The sequence below is a fragment of the Sphingobacterium suaedae genome (assembly GCF_042684625.1).
GTDB classification, from domain to species: domain Bacteria; phylum Bacteroidota; class Bacteroidia; order Sphingobacteriales; family Sphingobacteriaceae; genus Sphingobacterium; species Sphingobacterium suaedae.
Window position 1 is genome coordinate 1,226,214 of sequence record NZ_JBHULR010000003.1, and the last position, 17,160, is coordinate 1,243,373.

Below are 17,160 nucleotides of genomic sequence, written 5' to 3' on the forward strand. Positions count from 1 at the left end.
ATTAGGAATGCGCGGCGATGGCTTTCTTCTCGGCCACCTTAGTTTTCAACCAATCGCACCACGCATCCATGCCCTCGCCGTGGATACTGCTAATGGATATAACTTCTAGATTTGGATTAACCTCCCGAGCGTCTTTTGCTGCTGCCTCCACCGAAAAAGGAACATAGGGTAAAAGGTCTGCCTTGGAAACCACCATGAGTTCACTGGTCAGAAACATACGCGGATATTTTTTCGGCTTATCATCGCCTTCCGTCGCAGCCAATACCGTGACCCGGAAATCTTCGCCCAAATCGAAGGCTGCCGGACATACCAAATTTCCTACGTTTTCGATAAATAGTAGATCTACTCCTGTCAAATCAATATGATCGAGCGCTTGAAGAATCATCTGCGCTTCGATATGGCACATTCCTCCTGTCACGATCTGTAAAGCGTTTATACCTACGTCGCGCATGCGAACGGCATCGCGTTCGGTCTCTGGATCTCCCACCAGTACAGCGATGTTCAGCTCTTTACCTAATCGCTTACCAGTTTCTTGCATTAACGTCGTTTTTCCACTGCCCGGCGAGGAGCAAATATTGATCACACAAATATTCGGAATACGCTCACGGATTGCTTTAGCTACAAAATCATTTGCTTTTAGCAAATTGAGGGTTGTATTTTCACATTGCACCGACCCTACAGGCATCTGGTTACTCTTTGGTGTATTAGTATTCATTTTCGTTTGGTTTAAATATAACCTTGCTTATTCTCAACTCTTCTCCTTGTATAATCTGATCAGACGGTTTCCCACAACCGCATACAAATCGGTGGTAAAGTACCTCGAAATTTTTCGCGCAAGATGGACAATACGCTACTATCGGTAGTAATTCTACTTCCAATTCCGTCTGCGCATAGTGGGGTGTTTCTAGTACAAACGCTTGGAAGGCGTTTTGAATCAAAATTGGCTGAACGCTACACAGCAGACCTGCCTGGATTTCTATCTTCAGAATTCGATCCATGCGGTCTGGATACGCGGCTTCCAACGTACTAAAAATATCCCTGACGATTGCCACTTCATGCATGAGCCCCCCTTTCTTTTCGCTTTGTGCTTCTTTTGGTTTTTAACTCCGCTATCTCGATTTTGTCAGTTTCAACGACCTGTGTCTTCCGACTACGTACGGGGTTCACGTGCACCATTTTGTCGTTCGGAACGATTGCATTGCTTCCTGCTCTTTTTGTCGCTTCTTCCTGCATATGTTGCGTAAAATCCCAACAGAGCTGTCCCAGCATACCGACGAAATTATAGAGTAACTCACCATCATTTCCAAGCGCTCTCAATAAAATCACGTCATCGGCAGCCCTAGTGAAGCCGTAACAAATGTCGGTGTATTCTAAGGTTAAGATCTCATCCAATTCCTCTTTTAGCTCTTTCGCGAATGGAGCCGAAAAAATAAAGGTCGCCTGATGTGTATACCCTTCAAAAAATAAGATTTTTTGAAGGGGCTGTTGAGCTGGAGATAAGAATTGATTATCTAAGATCACTAACTTCCCGTCGCGAAAAATCTTTGTCTTCGTATGTAGGCTCTCAAATAAAAAGGCTTCTTTCATATGTATTCTTCCTGCGCCAATAATGTCTCCCCAAATTAAGACAGCGTCTCCGGCCAGATGTATTTCATTTGTCGCTTTAAAAATTGAATCTTTAAAAGGTGTCACCGGATGCGGTATGTAATGAAAGACGGCTTGATCGGAGACATGCGCTGTCGTTGTTTGCGTGGCACCATTTTTCATGGGATGAAGTTTGTTAAACGACTGCGTAAACAGCTTCAATTGCGTCTCCGGAAGCATGCTGATATCGATCGAAAGATGATCGCCGTCCATAATACCGGGCGACGCACTCATAATGATCATCTCCAAATGTGGCTGGGCACGTGGTGCACCATAATGTGTTAGCTTATACGGCGCATTATGGAAACTCTCTTTCAATACACTGTATCTGTCTTCTTTCGCTACATTTACCTTGATGGCACTTTCCATAGTCTTCTATTCTTTTTCTAACAATGCGTATTTGCGAATCCAATTTTTAACTTCTTCCAAACCCTCCAATGTCATCAAATTTGTAAAGATAAACGGTCGATCGCCCCGCATACGAAGCGTGTCTTGCCGCATAACCTCCAAATCGGCATGCACATACGGCGCTAGATCGATTTTATTGATGATCAGCAAGTCGGAGCGTGTTATACCCGGACCACCTTTACGCGGCATCTTCTCTCCTTCGCCGACATCGATAACAAAAATGCTAACATCAGCCAAATCTGGACTAAAAGTTGACGTCAGATTATCCCCACCACTTTCTACGAAAATGATCTCTGTATCCGGAAATCGGTCAGCGAGTTCTTCTACGGCTTCGATATTCATAGAAGCGTCTTCCCGAATAGCGGTATGTGGACATCCACCTGTTTCTACACCCAAAATGCGTTCGGCGGGGAGTGCCGAATTCTGTTGCAGAAATTGGGCATCTTCCCGCGTATAGATGTCATTTGTGACCACGCAAATACTATAATCTGAGGACATAGAACGTGTCAGTCGCTCGATCAATGCGGTCTTTCCAGAACCAACAGGTCCGCCAACACCAATTTTCACATAGTTTCTTCCTGTCATTTTATTTCTTATGATATATAAATTCGAGTGTAAAGTTTTTCGTGTTGCATACAGCGAATATCCTGGGCTACGCAACAATTTCCCAAAAGCTCTTCATCAGCATGCGGTTGTTTTTCCACCAATCGGTCAATCAGCGGTTGCAATTTAAAGAGGATCTGTTGTGCATCCGTCTGACTAATAGGCACCAGCTTCGCACAATTGGTGACCATACCATTGAGGGAATTGTAATAAAATGCACTCAATGCATCCCGATACGATATTTTCTGCGCATGTGCGTACATAGCGAACGCCATCGCGTAATGGCCATGTACTTCGTTTTTTTGGATCGCATCTAAATAGGCGGAACAACGTTTGACGGGATACAATTTTTCAGTCAGTTTCAAAAACCGTAGTCCCAATTTTTTACTCGCATCGCGAATTTCAGATGGCGCTTTAAATGCAGTGATCAATTCATCAAGCGCTGCAATTTTTTTTTTGGTCGCTCTCGTTTCGCATAACTGCCACGTTTTATGAAAGAATGCTGCATCGTTATAAAAGAAATTATGTTCCAACATGTTCACCGCATATTCTTGCGCCGACTTACTATCTCTGACAATTCCTTTCGTAATATATGTCTCCAACCCATAAGAATGCGTAAATCCGCCAATTGGAAATACGGAATCATTTATTTGCAATAATGTTAATAATGGATTCATTTGTGTAAATTATCCTAAAACTATCTTTTTTCTCATCGAAGCGTATCGATGGATGGTAAGCGTATTCGTGTTTTCAATCACTCGAATTTCTACCTTTGGTTCCATACCACCACGGGCTAACAATTTCAGCAATGCTCTTTCGTAGGCGATGATTACTTCGTGTTGCTTGTTGATAAAAATGGGAATATGGCGATTTCCAATTTCAAAACAGATGTTGGCCATCTTTTGAGGATCATCTGGACGAAATACAATGCAAGGGCAAGGCAATATCTGGACCACCACACAAAAATCTTGATCGTCATCGCTATAGAGTATATCACCATTCGATAAATGGGAGCTGGTCAAATTCCTAAAACCGATTTCACGACCTGCTTGCGTTACAGCTCTAATCACTTTTTTTGAAGTATCGTACCACTCGACGAACAGATAATCTATTTCAGTTGGATGTATATCCCGATTGACATTGCCTAAAATCGCCCTTGCTATTAACATGCCGTATATAGGTTCTTAAAACAGAAAGTACCGTTGCGCCATTGGAAGCTCTTTCAGCGGTTCGCATGTTGCCAATACGCCATCTACAGTTACCTCGTAGGTTTCTGGATTTACAACAATATCCGGTGTAGCGTGGTTATGCACCATATCTTTTTTCTTTACTGTACGACACCCTTCAACCGGTAGGCTGACCCGTGATAAATTCAATTTTTTGATACTTCCGTTATCCAGCGAAACCTTTGAAACAAAGTTGAAGCAAAGCCTTTGTAAGGCTTTTCCGTAGTTTCCAAACATGGGACGATAAATAATCGGCTGTGGTGTTGGAATAGAAGCATTGATATCCCCCATTTTTGCCCCTAGAATCATCCCCCCTTTAATAATTATTTCAGGTTTCACACCAAACATCTCGGGCTTCCAAAGCACGAGATCTGCATACTTTCCATTTTCGATGGAACCGATGTACTTGTCGATACCATGAGCCTTCGCCGGATTGATCGTATATTTCGATATGTAGCGTTTCACCCGGAAATTATCATTATTGTTTGGTTTGTCTTCCGTTAGTGGTCCTCGCTGTATTTTCATCTTGTGCGCGGTTTGGAAGGTTCTCGAAATTACCTCGCCAACCCGTCCCATTGCTTGACTATCAGAGCTCATGATCGAAAACACGCCCATATCCTGCAAGATATCTTCCGCGGCTATTGTTTGCGGACGAATACGTGAGTCGGCAAAAGCTACATCTTCCTTAACATTCTTGTCGAGGTGGTGGCAAACCATCAGCATATCTAAATGTTCTTCGGCCGTGTTCACAGTGAACGGCTTCGTTGGATTGGTTGATGCCGGAAGAATGTTAGGATACATTGCAATCTTGATAATATCGGGAGCATGTCCCCCGCCAGCTCCCTCTGTATGGAAGGTATGGATGACACGGCCGTCAATGGCTGCCACCGTATCCTCCAAGAAACCCGCTTCGTTGAGCGTATCCGTATGTATCGCCACCTGCACATCATATTTGTCAGCGACCTTCAGTGCTGCGTCGATGGTTGCAGGCGTAGCGCCCCAGTCTTCGTGGATCTTTACACCTAGTGCACCAGCTTCGATTTGTTCTTCAATCGGACGTGTGGTAGAAACATTGCCTTTTCCAAAAAATCCGACATTGATGGGGAGATTTTCAAACGATTCGAACATACGTTCAATAAACCACCTGCCGGATGTCACGGTTGTCGCATTCGTACCATCTGCAGGTCCTGTGCCTCCGCCAATGAATGTAGTCACTCCACTATACAGTGCCGTTTCTACTTGCTGTGGAGATATAAAGTGAATATGTGTATCTATCCCTCCGGCAGTAAGGATATAACCTGCCCCGCCGTGGACTTCCGTGGACGCGCCGATAACCATTCCTTTTGTTACGCCATCCTGTATGTCCGGATTCCCCGCTTTACCGATTCCTACGATCTTGCCGTCCTTTATTCCCACATCGCCCTTTACAATACCCCAATGGTCTATAATAATAACATTGGTAATACAAAAATCTAGAACGTCTTCGTCGCGGAGTGCCCGTGCCGACTGCCCCATGCCATCGCGTATCGTTTTGCCTCCGCCGAACTTGTTTTCTTCCCCATAAACGGCGAAATCCTTTTCGATCTCTATAAATAGTTCAGTATCCGCCAAACGCACTTTATCACCCGTTGTCGGCCCGAATAAAGCGGCATACTTATCGCGGGGAATATATAACTCGCCGTCTATATATTTAACGGAAGATTTATCTAAACCTAACTTTTCCAATCCGAGTGCATTTAGTCCCAAAGCTGCCGTCCCCGCTGTGGTGAGCCCGACTACCTTTATCCACTCGCGTCTATTCCATCCTGCCATAACTATTTCGTATTTTTAAATTTCTGCTGTTTAACTTTCGCCAAGGCGGCCTTTTTTACTTTTTCGTCGGTGTACTTTCCGTTTGTTAGTCCGTTGAATCCATGAACCTCTTTGCTTCCGCCCATTTCTACCAATATGACACTTTTTTGCTCACCTGGTTCGAATCGGACGGCCGTACTTGCAGGGATATTTAAACGCATGCCAAACGCTTGCTCTCTATCGAAAGAAAGCATCTTATTGACTTCAAAAAAGTGATAATGCGATCCGACTTGTATAGGCCGGTCACCTTCATTTTTTACGGAAATACTGGTCGTTCTATAGCCAACGTTGGCTTTAATTTCTTCTTTCCTTAATATGTATTCTCCTGGTACCATATTGTTTTACTTTGACTGTTAACGAATAGGATTATGTACTGTAACTAATTTTGTCCCGTCTGGAAAAGTGACTTCGATCTGCACATCGTGTATCATCTCTGGCACCCCTTCCATAACTTGGTTCCGTTTCAGCAACTTCGTACCATATTCCATCAGATCAGCCACAGAACGGCCATCACGTGCTTCTTCCATAATTTGCGCGCTGATATAGGCGATACATTCGGGATAATTTAATTTCACGCCCCTCTTCAATCGTTTGGCAGCTAATTCGCCCGCCAAATGAAGCATAAGCTTCTCTGTTTCTCTTGGTGTTAAACGCATATAATTTTATTTAGATTCAACTGTTTTTTTATAGTTACAAAGCCGGTATCGTAAAATAAGCTCCTAAGGCTAACCGATTAAATTGTTGATTTTCCATATCGAGGTTCCCATCATATGATACGGTATTTCCCACATAGCCCAAATAAAATCGCAAGTCTTGCTTGGTGAAAGGTTTGTGTTGCAACGCGGCAAAATAAGTCCAATTACGTCGAAAATCCTCATCCAATGAAGCATCCTTTTCTACGCCAGCCGTTTCATAGGCTCCTTTCAAGGCAATCTCCCATTTATCCGTTATAAATTGGTCGTAACGCACAATCGCCGATTTATAGTTCACATTGTGCGCTAGCACCCGATCCGATCCGGTACGTGCGTAAAAGTCATTTAACGTACCGGATGCGATCATTGCATGATCTACCGCTAGATACGAATATTGAAGATCCACGTATAGCATATTTTTCGCCGTCTTAAGCTTGTTAGCTAAGGAAATACTGTGGTTGGTTTCATCGCTGGCAAACTGTGAAATGTTATAAGACCATTTGGTATGGACTTTCTTGTCCCAAAAGGAGCCTATCCAGGTCGCGTAAACTCCCAGCGGGGTTTTAGCAGGTTTAAGATTCCCTGTAGTATATCCGTTTTTTGCATGTAGGTCTGCGAAACTATCATTTACCGTGTTGTAAATCTGTACGTTCAAGGAATGATTTGGAGTAATGTCGTACGACAGGGTACCCCCAACCACAAATAAATTTAGAATACGGTCCACGTAGTCCGTAAACATAAACTCGTAAATTGGATTGTTTTCAAACTCGTAACTACCGACTAGCGCACTCTGTTTTCCGGCTGTGATAGACCATTTTTTACCACGGCCAAACTTATATTTGATAAATGCCATGTCTAACGCTCGCGAAGCATTATCTTGACTCGTCGGGTTAAATGACCGATTTAAACGAAACCTGACTTTATAAGACAAATCGTCGGTATAATTCCCACTCAGTAGAATCCGGGCATCATCTAGATTAATCTTGTTTGTCCTTTCACCTTCGCTCATGGACTCCACGTTGAACCCGGCTCGCAGTAGCACGTCCAAATGAAACAGATCGGCACGTGACGGTTCCTCCGTTTCGACAGAATCTGCGGTGTTCCATTTTTTTAGATCGATAAGCTTCTCTTGTGCTTTTATTTCGAGCGAGAAAATCGAAAGAAAACAAAGGGATGTTGCGGCAATTACAATTCTATTCATGTGCTATACTTTTGAACAAGTATATCACAGAGAAATAAAAATATGATTAATGTGAAATTAGAGCGAAATTAGAAACATTATTGTGGAATATTGATCTGAACGGTCGTTCCCCTATTTTCGACAGATGTCACAAGGAGACCAGCGCCATGCAATTCGAAAATATTCTTGGCTAATACTAGTCCCAGGCCATTTCCATAGATAGAACCCACGTTTGAAGCCCTAAAAAAGGAGTCAAAAATATGCGGTTGATCTTGATGAGGGATACCGATGCCTTGGTCTGTAATTTTGACAACCACATGATCCAAACGACATCCTAACGAAATCGTTACAGCTTTATTGTTCCCATATTTACACGCATTGGATACGACATTACTGAAAGCAATATAAAAAAGGTCAGGATTGACGAATATATTCATGTCGTTACTTTCTTCGGGGATATCCGAGAAATCCAAGAAAATATCAACATTGGGATTCATATGTTTCTCGCTTTTCTGAACATCATAGAGTAATTCATCAATGCGGACATGCTGCTTATTTTCGACCTTCCGTTCAAAACCCGATCGGGACAAGAGTAATAAATTGTTAATGATAAGGTTCATCTTAGACGCATGTTTAGAAATGGCTTCTACCGAATAGTAGGCTTCATGTGTTGCGTCCAACTGTTGCATGGCTAGCTCAGCTTCTCCCCCTATAATGGTCAGTGGGGTTCGGAGTGAATGTGAAGCATTACCGATAAAACTCTGCTGGGACTTTACCGAGATATCGAGCCGACGCATCATAGCATTAAAATTTGAGATCAGTGTTCCGATTTCATCGTGCTCCTCTGTGAATGTGTTCTTAACACGTTTATCCAAGTTCGAAATATCAACTTGAGTAAGTTCTGTATTGATGGCTTTGATGGGTGCCAGCAGACGGTTGGCAAAATAAAAAGACAGGAAAATGACCAACGCAATAGCTAATAATCCCCCGGATACCACTGTATTATCCAAAACACGCTGTTCCTCATGCCCATAGTCATCTACGCCCTCAGAAATAACCAGTAAATTTTCTTTGTGTAAGGAATCGACAAAAAAGACAGCTACATAAGACGTTTTACCATCTAAAAACTGCGCTTTACCATTGACGATGGCCTCTGTATAAAATGAACGTGGCATAGGCAAATGTGGCTGAAAACGAATATCTGTTCTTCCTTTCACAATTCTCAATAAATAATCCTTGCCTTCCGAAAGCTGGCGCAGGTACTTCCGGGTCACTTCATAGTACACCTTATTGTTGTATTCATCATTTTTGATGATGTGATTTCCAACGATTGTAGCGTTCTCTTCTAATCGGTGATAAAATTTCGTTTGAAGACTATCTCTTGTGAAATAAGAAACATACAATGCAAACGCTAAAATGTAGACAATGGAAATTGTCGAAAAGAGTATAATAATTTTGGTTCTAATTTTCATTTCGTAAGACGTATCCCATTCCGATGACCGTATGTATAAGTTTTCTTTCGAAAGGATGGTCTACTTTTTTCCGTAAATAATTAACGTAGACATCTACCACATTGGTACTCATGTTAAAATCCATCCCCCACACTTCTTCCAATATATCTATACGCGAGAGAACCTTATTTTTGTTAATCATTAAATATTCCAACAGGCGATATTCTGTTGCTGTTAGAACGATGGCTTTGCTGCCCCGCTCCACGTGTTTGCTATCCCGGTCGATAGTCAGATTATCAATGGTGATCGTGTTGCTCGGGGGCGCTTGCATCCTGGCCTTTCGTGAATGCCTATTGATGCGTGCCCGCAATTCGTCCAGCTTAAAAGGTTTTGTAAGGTAATCGTCTGCATCGCGGTTAAAAGCTTCGACGATATCTTCCGTTTGATTTAATGCACTTAGTATTAAGATTGGAACATCTTTGTTGGCCATTCGTATATTACGGCAAATGTCCAAGCCGTTCATGCCCGGAAGCATAACATCCAATATGATTAAATCGTACGTATGGAGACCAGCCATTTTCAATCCGGTAAAACCATCCATAGCAATACTAATGGAATGGTTTTCTCCCTTAAGTCCACGCTCGATCAACGATATAACGGAAGGTTCATCTTCAACAAGTAATATTTCCAAGCCTTATTTTTTGGAAATAAAATTACAGAAAATAACGGGCGAACCAAATATTCAAAAACAGATCCCTGTAAAAATTTCCTGATAAACAAAATTTTTACACAAAACGTTCTTTTCTTATTGAAAGCTAAAGCGACTAACTGATTTGTACGATGTTTCTCAAAAAGCGCTTGGAGGACGAAGCGCGTTTAGACATCTACCGAGGATGAAGCTCCACGGCAACGTCTTCGTTGCTTCGGTTATTTTTAGCATGTTGTTACATATCTACTTGTTAAATCAACTCTGCGGATTGCGCCCAAATATTAATTTGACCATCCACGGCGTAGGTGTCTATTTCTATCAGTTCTTGGGTGGTGAATATGGTATTTTTCAACGCGTCGACGCAATCCACAATTTGCTGTACCTTGCTCGCTCCGATTAATGCTGTGGTGACTTCCGGTTTCCGCAGCACCCACGCTAGCGCCATCTGCGCCAATGTTTGTCCGCGACGTTCCGCAATACCATGTAGGCCCCGAATTCTACTTAGATTCTCTTCGCTTAGGAACGTTGTCGACAACGATCTATTTTTACTAGCACGGCTTCCTTGCGGAATATCTTTTAAATACTTGTCAGTGAGCATGCCCTGTGCCAAGGGGGAAAAGACAATCGAGCCTAGGCCTAATTCACCCAAGGTATCTAGTAAGCCGTCTGTTTCCACCCAGCGATTCAACATGGAGTAGCTAGGCTGATGGATAATAAAGGGGGTACCTAACGACTTCAGAATGGAATACGCTTCTTTCGTTCGCTGCGTATTATAAGACGATATTCCCACATAAAGTGCTTTTCCCATTCGTACCAAATGATCCAATGCAAGCATAGTTTCCTCTAGGGGTGTGTTGGGGTCGAATCGATGAGCATAAAAGATGTCAACATAATCCACCCCCAGTCGTTGCAACGTTTGGTCGCAACTCGCAACGATATATTTCCGGCTTCCCCACTCTCCATAAGGCCCCGGCCACATGAGATAGCCCGCTTTTGAGGAGATGATTAACTCATCGCGTAACCCCGCAAACTCATTTTTCAGAATACATCCAAATGCTTTTTCAGCGCTGCCCGGTGGAGGCCCGTAGTTGTTTGCTAGATCGAAATGCGTAATCCCCAAGTCGAAAGCTGTTGTACACATATCTACTTTCGTTTGGTGTGGAACATCATCACCAAAATTATGCCATAGGCCGAGCGAAATGGCGGGCAATAAGAGACCACTTTTTCCGCATCGGTTATACAACATATGCTCATAGCGCGTAGGATTAGGATTGTAGCTCATCAATAAGGATTTTGATGATCAAACTTAATTAAAAATGACGTGAGATGCAACACAGAAAACAAGAACCGTTGCACATTTGGTGGAACTCATTTTTTTCGATAAGTTTGATTACTAAACAAACGTGAACTCATATGCATACATATATCCTAACTATCGTTTTGCTGTTGTTTACTTCCTCCTCGTTTGCACAGCGACATCGACTGGCTTTCCACACGGAATTTGGAGTATTCAAAGTTTTTCTCTATGACTTCACCCCTGCTCATCGCGACCTTTTTCTTCGCGCTATTGAAACCGATGTGTACAAGGACGCGCTTTTTAATCGGATCATTGAAAATTTTGTTGTGCAGGGAGGAGAACACGACATAGATATCGAAAAACGGGAAGCCATCGACCCAGAGAAAAAAAAGCCTCGCCTCGCACCTGAATTTGACGCTAGGGCATATCATAAACTAGGGGCCCTCGGTGCAGGACGTGACAACAACGCAGCGAAAGCATCTTTTCTAAATCAAATCTATTTTGTTGTAGGGAAACCAATTTCAGACGCAGAGCTAACAGCCCTCGAACAAAAAAAGGGAATAATCTACACTGAGCAACAACGAAACAGCTACCTAACGAATGGCGGTCAACCCCGATTGGATTATGATTTCACGGTGTTTGGTGAAGTATATGAAGGACTCGAAGTCTTACTTGACATAAGTAAGGTAAAAACGGATACTGCAGATTTTCCTTTAAAACAAATCCATTTTTACGTGGAGGAGATAGCGCATGCAAAATAACATCCGTGTTAGTGTTCTGCACATTTTTCTTATTCTACTGTGCATGACCTGCCGTAGCCAATCTTTTGAGCAGCTCTCCCGCTCTCTTAATAAACTGACTCTTAACAGCGACGCCCCGGGCGTCGCTGTGCAGGTCGCCAAAAACGGTAGGCCTATCTACACTTATTTCTTTGGATTAGCTGATCTCGAAAGAGGCTCATGTATCGATAAGAACACGCGTTTTCGCATGGCTTCGGTCAGCAAACAAGTCACCGCGCGAGCTATCCTCCATCTTATTGACGATGGTCAGTTACATATGCAGTCTTTGCTAGGCGATCACTTGGATGGGCTTCCTGCCAATTTAGCTTCGATACAAATCGGCCAATTACTGAACCATACATCAGGAGTCTTGGATTATGAGCATGTCATCCCAGCCGACCAATCCAGACAATTGACAGACGAAGACATCCTGAACCTGATGCGTCAACACGGGCAAGTTTATTTTCCTCCGGGCTCTCGCTTCCGGTACAGCAATACAGGATATTGTCTATTAGCTCTCGTCGTGGCGAAAATAAGTAAGCAATCATTTGATGACTATATAAAGGAACATCTGTTTCTTCCTCGGAGGATAGAACATGCACTAGTCGCCCGCCCGGGTTCCAACATTTTGGATAGAGCATACGGGTACCATCCGAGCGCGACCTCATTTATCTTTGCCGATCAAAGTACAACGAGTGCAACGCAGGGTGATGGCGGAGTCTACTTTTCCTGTACTGATTTTTTGCTATGGTGTGAACACCTGCTCCAACAGGATTGGCAGAACCCATCTTTTCAAGAAGCTTTTTTTGGAAACCGTGTCCCGGTGAACGACGCTGCTCACTATCAACTAGGTTTATTCAGTATTACCGATACAAACGGACATGTCCATCTGTTTCATTCCGGCGAATCCACCGGGTTTAACCACATAGTATATATGAATGTACATGAGCACCTGACCGTAAATGTCTTCAGCAACCGGGATGACCCCTTCGTCTCCGATATCTTCGATCTCGTTATGGAATCCTTGCATACGAAAGAACTTTTTGATCAACACTTCGGTCAGTCCATGTTTACTTGGTTAAATAACGTTTATCAAAATATTTACTAAGCCTGACTTCTATGGATCGCTTTTGTACTGCAACACATTTTTTGACGAGTCACGACCAACCATACTGCAGGGTACACATCTAGTTGATCCTATGGTTGGACTTCAAGCTGATGACCGATTCAGGATAATACTGCGAATCGTTCCTCCAGCAGACGTTCTAGAGCGCATAGCGGATTTTCTCGCCAAACAGCGCGCAGTAGTAGATAAGCAGCAAAATTACAATCCCCTATTGGGTATACACTTTACGCTATTTAGTACTATCTCCTGCCATAAGAATTTTCATTACCGAGGGATAGATGTCCTTTTGTATATCGAGCAGATTCTTCGGGTACAACAGGAGCAACCCCCTTTTAAAATGCAGCTCCGCTGCGTTATGGTAGGAAAGGTTGGGGCATGTGGCACGGTCTCTGTATATGATCGCTACCTATAGATAAAGTATGGAAACATTTACCATTTACGGCGACCAAATCGAATGTATCGCCGATTTTTACGATCAGATAAACACGTTATTCATGCAAGGAGAGACTTGGAAAATAGCACAAAGTCTCGATGCATTGCACGATTTGTTAAGCGGCGGTATCGGCGCTGTCCCTCCCACAAACGCGTTCGAACTTCAGTGGCTGCACAGCGCAATAAGTCGAAATCGATTGGGTGTAAAGGCCACGGAAGAATATTATCTCAGTAAATTATCGCCTCACTCCCCGTATAATCAGGCGTATTTTAGACAAAAACTTAAGGAACTGCAACGCGATGGTGCGCCTACATACTACGACATGATCAGAGAGATCATATCAGAACATTCACGTATCCAGTTCCGCGAAGAGTAGTGCAATTTTCGTTATCAAATTGAGAACGTCGCTACTCTTCATACAACCTACATGCTTCAACACCTTCGATGGATAACAAGGATATAATCTCTCGATAGTCTAGTGCCTTCCCTTCTACGGTCAACAGGCGATACGCAGAATCCAAATCAATCTGCCATTTAGAAATGCCTTTGACTTTTCTGACCGCCGTGTGTATACGCTCGAATAACGATGAACACTGTACGTTTGTCTCAAAAATTAATTTTTCCATAGATTTGTGCTTTTTTACATGCCAATTGACACGCTATGTTAAACCATATTTTCATCGGCGAGATCACCAATTCATCTAAAAAGGAAGTTGAATATCGGAAATAAAAATGATAATACCATGATTTTAAATACTTTCCTTACGCAAAAAAATAAAAGACGCTTCAACCTTTCCGATGAACACCATTCTGTTATTTTATTTCATTCAAACATTTTTTTAACAAGTATGGTTTATAATATAATACCGTATCTTATATTATGAATACTACGTTACTGATTGTGGGGATCGTGCTTATGAGCTTCACGGTTCTTCCGCTTATCCGCCAAGACTATTGGACATTCCGGGTATTTGATTATCCACGGATACAAAAACTCGTGCTCGCTCTTACATGGCTTGCGACATTTATGACGCTTGGAAATTTCAATGACTTTCCCAACAACACGTTGGCTGTACTCATGTTTTTGAATTGTATTTATCTTTTTTGCCTGATTTACCCATTCACCATCCTTGGATCAAAACAAGTAAAAAAAATAGCGCAGCAAGACCTGTCGAATAATCTACGTATTTTGATATCCAATGTGTACGAAGACAACATCAATAGTGCCGGGTGCCTGTCTGTCATTAAGCGAGCCGACGCAGATGTCGTCCTTTTGCTCGAGACCAACGACCGCTGGGCGTACGAATTACAGGCAGTCGACGATTTGTATCCCTTCCATATTAAGATACCGTTAAACAATACATATGGCATGCTGTTTTTTTCCAAATTTCCGTTGACGCAAGCCGAAGTTCGCTATTTGGTAGAAAAAGACATTCCTTCCATTCGCTGTCGGCTCGAATTACCCAGCGGACAGCCGGTTCAAATCTATGCTGTTCACCCTACACCGCCAGTTCCAAATGAAAATCCGCGATCTACCGAACGTGATAAAGAACTACTAATTATTGCAGATGAAGCGAAACAAAGTAATCTACCGGTGGTGGTTATTGGCGACCTCAATGATGTAGCGTGGAGCTACACTACCACCTTATTTTTAAAAATGAGCGGATTGCTGGACCCTCGTCGGGGCAGAGGTTTCTTCAACACGTTTCATGCACACTATCCATTCTTACGCTTCCCGTTGGATCACGCCTTTACGTCGCCGCATTTTAAATTAGTTACTTTACGAAAGGAAGATAATTTTGATTCTGACCATTTTCCAATCTTTGTTCACCTGCAGTTTGAAGAGCAGGCCGAAGACGAACAAGAAGAAGCGGTATTGCAACCCGATAAAGACGATCACGAAATTGCCGAAGAAAAAAAGCAGGCAGATACCGAGTAAGCCCCTTCTATGTGGAACATATATGTATATAAACTTTACTCCTTCTTCGCTTCTCGCATGACAAAAGTACTCTTTACGGAGGTCAAGGGCACCAAATCAATCAATTTATTGATCATGAATTCTTGATAACTTTTTATATCTCTAGCGGCAATACGAAGAATGAAATCAAACTCTCCTGAGGTTTGATAGCATTCCAATACTTCATCAAAAGCAATGACTCTTTCTAAAAAATCCTGCAAACCTACACGGGAGTGATCTTTAATTTGCACATGTGTAAAAGCAACCAATCCTCGATCTAGCTTATCATAATCCAAAACTGCGACATACCCTCGTATGTACCCATGATCTTCTAACCGCTTGATCCGCTTAAATATCGGAGTAGCCGTCTTGTTCAACCGTTCACCTATTTCTTTGTTTGTGAGCCGGGCATTCTTGCTAAGAAGTCTCAAAATCTGCAGATCCGTTTCGTCAAGAACCATTGTATGAATTATAATTTCCTATCGTGCTTCATCAGAACTGGAAATTAGATTAAAAGAGCACAATACAACAACAACTTAAAATAAAATTTCAAAATTAAACAAATTTAAAAAATAAAAACTTTAAATAAGAATTTCGTATAAAATTTCATTACCCACAAAAAACAATGTATACACTTAGCCCCTTCGACCAAGATAAACTCTCCAATTATATGCATAAGGCATTTGACCGTGCGAAAAATTTTATCGGTTATCCTATTGCGCAAGATTTTGATTACGCACTGCTGTATCCTCTGCTCAAGCTACCCCTTAACAATATCGGCGATCCTCTATTGTCATCGACATACGATCTCAGTTCCCGAGAAATGGAAAAAGAGGTTTTAGCTTTTTTTGCCGACCTCTTTCGCGCTCCTGAAAACAACTGGTGGGGATATATTAACAACGGAGGATCGGAGGGAAATTTATACGCATTATATGCAGCTCGGGAGCTCTATGCCAATGGTGTAGTATACTATTCTGATGCAACGCACTATAGCATACAAAAAAATATTAAGCTCCTGAACATGGAGAGTATTCAAATACGCACGCAATCTACCGGGGAAATAGATTACGAGGATTTGCGTAAGATGATCGATTTTAATAGGCAGAAACCGGTAATCTTGATTGCAAACATAGGAAGTACGATGACCGAAGCTAAAGATGATATCACGCGATACCGGCGCATTATGCACGAGTTACGCATTGATAATTACTACATTCATTGTGATGCTGCTTTAGCTGGCGTTTATAGTATGTTGCTCGATTTAAAGCCAAACTTTGACTTTACATTCGGAGCGGATAGCATATCCATCAGCGGCCATAAGTTCATAGGTTCACCACTACCTTGCGGATTAGTCCTCATTAAAAAGAATCACAAGGACCGTATTGGGCGACAAGTTGCCTATATTGGTACCATTGACACTACCATATCCGGAAGTAGAAACGGACACACGCCAGTTTTCCTTTGGTATGCGATGAAGTGTATGGGAAAAGAGGGCTTTCGCGAGCGGGCAGTAGCGTGCTTGGCCAATGCCGAATATGCCATGAAAAAATTGCAAGAAATCGGCATTCCTGCCTGGCGCAATATGGATGCGATGACGGTCGTATTCCCAGCCCTGCGTGACAAAACTCTGGTGGAAAAGTGGCAGATTGCTACGGGTGGAGGTATTAGCCATATTATTTGTATGCCGGGGGTAACCAAAGAAAAAATTGACGAATTCGTGGCAGATATAGCGCTCTTCGAACAGAAGGAAATGGAAGAAGAGGAACTAGTACCATAAAAAATCCGTACCTTTGGCTGTTTTTAT

The 17,160-nt window shown here is 42.6% G+C and carries 21 protein-coding genes; 6 read left to right on the forward strand and 15 right to left on the reverse strand.

The annotated features are described in order from the left end of the window. Position 1: 1 nt before the first annotated feature. From hypB to mgrA, 13 genes are all read right to left on the reverse strand, one after another. Positions 2-715: a hydrogenase nickel incorporation protein HypB gene (gene hypB, locus ACFSR5_RS08845; protein ID WP_380902803.1), complete on the reverse strand. Its 714-nt coding sequence runs from the start codon at positions 713-715 to the stop codon at positions 2-4. Next, a complete protein-coding gene (locus ACFSR5_RS08850; protein ID WP_380902805.1) occupies positions 705-1,061 on the reverse strand; it encodes a hydrogenase maturation nickel metallochaperone HypA/HybF in 357 nt (118 codons plus the stop codon). Before ACFSR5_RS08850 ends, hypB begins: the two co-directional genes overlap by 11 nt. Continuing rightward, the gene (locus ACFSR5_RS08855; RefSeq protein WP_380902807.1) at positions 1,054-2,013 is read right to left on the reverse strand and encodes an urease accessory protein UreD; all 960 of its coding nucleotides are present in this window, start codon (positions 2,011-2,013) and stop codon (positions 1,054-1,056) included. Before ACFSR5_RS08855 ends, ACFSR5_RS08850 begins: the two co-directional genes overlap by 8 nt. Before the next feature lie 6 nt (positions 2,014-2,019). After that, complete coding sequence (gene ureG / locus ACFSR5_RS08860) at positions 2,020-2,637, reverse strand: urease accessory protein UreG (protein ID WP_380902809.1); 618 nt, start codon at positions 2,635-2,637, stop codon at positions 2,020-2,022. A gap of 8 nt (positions 2,638-2,645) precedes the next feature. Continuing rightward, positions 2,646-3,332: an urease accessory protein UreF gene (locus tag ACFSR5_RS08865; RefSeq protein ID WP_380902811.1), complete on the reverse strand. Its 687-nt coding sequence runs from the start codon at positions 3,330-3,332 to the stop codon at positions 2,646-2,648. 9 nt (positions 3,333-3,341) lie between these two features. Further along, positions 3,342-3,824, reverse strand: coding sequence for an urease accessory protein UreE (locus tag ACFSR5_RS08870; protein WP_380902813.1), 483 nt, complete (start codon positions 3,822-3,824; stop codon positions 3,342-3,344). 15 nt (positions 3,825-3,839) lie between these two features. Continuing rightward, on the reverse strand, positions 3,840-5,693 hold the full coding sequence (ureC, locus tag ACFSR5_RS08875) for an urease subunit alpha (RefSeq protein ID WP_380902815.1): 1,854 nt from the start codon (positions 5,691-5,693) through the stop codon (positions 3,840-3,842). Between the two features lie 2 nt (positions 5,694-5,695). Further along, the gene (ureB, locus tag ACFSR5_RS08880) at positions 5,696-6,067 is read right to left on the reverse strand and encodes an urease subunit beta (protein WP_449325431.1); all 372 of its coding nucleotides are present in this window, start codon (positions 6,065-6,067) and stop codon (positions 5,696-5,698) included. A gap of 18 nt (positions 6,068-6,085) precedes the next feature. Next, on the reverse strand, positions 6,086-6,388 hold the full coding sequence (gene ureA, locus ACFSR5_RS08885) for an urease subunit gamma (protein WP_380902817.1): 303 nt from the start codon (positions 6,386-6,388) through the stop codon (positions 6,086-6,088). Between the two features lie 34 nt (positions 6,389-6,422). Further along, positions 6,423-7,625 (reverse strand): porin, encoded by a 1,203-nt coding sequence (locus tag ACFSR5_RS08890; protein WP_380902819.1) that lies wholly within the window; start codon positions 7,623-7,625, stop codon positions 6,423-6,425. A 77-nt stretch (positions 7,626-7,702) separates the two neighbouring features. Beyond that, positions 7,703-9,076, reverse strand: a complete 1,374-nt coding sequence (locus ACFSR5_RS08895; protein WP_380902821.1) for a sensor histidine kinase — start codon at positions 9,074-9,076, stop codon at positions 7,703-7,705. Further along, the gene (locus tag ACFSR5_RS08900; protein ID WP_380902823.1) at positions 9,066-9,746 is read right to left on the reverse strand and encodes a response regulator transcription factor; all 681 of its coding nucleotides are present in this window, start codon (positions 9,744-9,746) and stop codon (positions 9,066-9,068) included. Before ACFSR5_RS08900 ends, ACFSR5_RS08895 begins: the two co-directional genes overlap by 11 nt. Positions 9,747-10,014: 268 nt before the next feature. Continuing rightward, entirely contained in the window at positions 10,015-11,046 is a 1,032-nt protein-coding gene (gene mgrA, locus ACFSR5_RS08905; protein WP_380902825.1) for an L-glyceraldehyde 3-phosphate reductase, read from the reverse strand. Between the two features lie 131 nt (positions 11,047-11,177). Between mgrA and ACFSR5_RS08910 the strand changes: the two genes are divergently transcribed. The 4 genes from ACFSR5_RS08910 to ACFSR5_RS08925 all read left to right on the forward strand — a co-directional run bounded on the left by ACFSR5_RS08910 (position 11,178) and on the right by ACFSR5_RS08925 (position 13,775). Then, positions 11,178-11,822 carry a peptidylprolyl isomerase gene (locus tag ACFSR5_RS08910; RefSeq protein ID WP_380902827.1) on the forward strand — a complete coding sequence of 215 codons (645 nt, stop codon included), beginning with the start codon at positions 11,178-11,180 and terminating at the stop codon, positions 11,820-11,822. Further along, positions 11,812-12,948, forward strand: a complete 1,137-nt coding sequence (locus tag ACFSR5_RS08915; RefSeq protein WP_380902829.1) for a serine hydrolase domain-containing protein — start codon at positions 11,812-11,814, stop codon at positions 12,946-12,948. The genes ACFSR5_RS08910 and ACFSR5_RS08915 overlap by 11 nt, the downstream gene beginning before the upstream one ends. Before the next feature lie 91 nt (positions 12,949-13,039). Next, entirely contained in the window at positions 13,040-13,378 is a 339-nt protein-coding gene (locus tag ACFSR5_RS08920; protein WP_380902831.1) for a hypothetical protein, read from the forward strand. A 7-nt stretch (positions 13,379-13,385) separates the two neighbouring features. Beyond that, positions 13,386-13,775, forward strand: a complete 390-nt coding sequence (locus tag ACFSR5_RS08925) for a ribonuclease inhibitor (protein ID WP_380902833.1) — start codon at positions 13,386-13,388, stop codon at positions 13,773-13,775. Between the two features lie 31 nt (positions 13,776-13,806). On the opposite strand, the gene ACFSR5_RS08930 is transcribed toward ACFSR5_RS08925, so the two are convergent. Then, positions 13,807-14,025 carry a hypothetical protein gene (locus ACFSR5_RS08930; protein WP_380902835.1) on the reverse strand — a complete coding sequence of 73 codons (219 nt, stop codon included), beginning with the start codon at positions 14,023-14,025 and terminating at the stop codon, positions 13,807-13,809. 254 nt (positions 14,026-14,279) lie between these two features. Here ACFSR5_RS08930 and ACFSR5_RS08935 point away from each other — a divergent pair, with 254 nt between their 5' ends. Next, complete coding sequence (locus ACFSR5_RS08935) at positions 14,280-15,338, forward strand: endonuclease/exonuclease/phosphatase family protein (protein ID WP_380902837.1); 1,059 nt, start codon at positions 14,280-14,282, stop codon at positions 15,336-15,338. A 35-nt stretch (positions 15,339-15,373) separates the two neighbouring features. Here the strand turns inward: ACFSR5_RS08935 and ACFSR5_RS08940 are convergent, their stop codons facing one another. After that, a complete protein-coding gene (locus tag ACFSR5_RS08940) occupies positions 15,374-15,817 on the reverse strand; it encodes an Lrp/AsnC family transcriptional regulator (RefSeq protein ID WP_380902839.1) in 444 nt (147 codons plus the stop codon). Positions 15,818-15,981: 164 nt separating this feature from the next. Here ACFSR5_RS08940 and ACFSR5_RS08945 point away from each other — a divergent pair, with 164 nt between their 5' ends. After that, entirely contained in the window at positions 15,982-17,133 is a 1,152-nt protein-coding gene (locus tag ACFSR5_RS08945) for a histidine decarboxylase (RefSeq protein WP_380902841.1), read from the forward strand. The last annotated feature ends 27 nt before the right edge of the window (positions 17,134-17,160 follow it).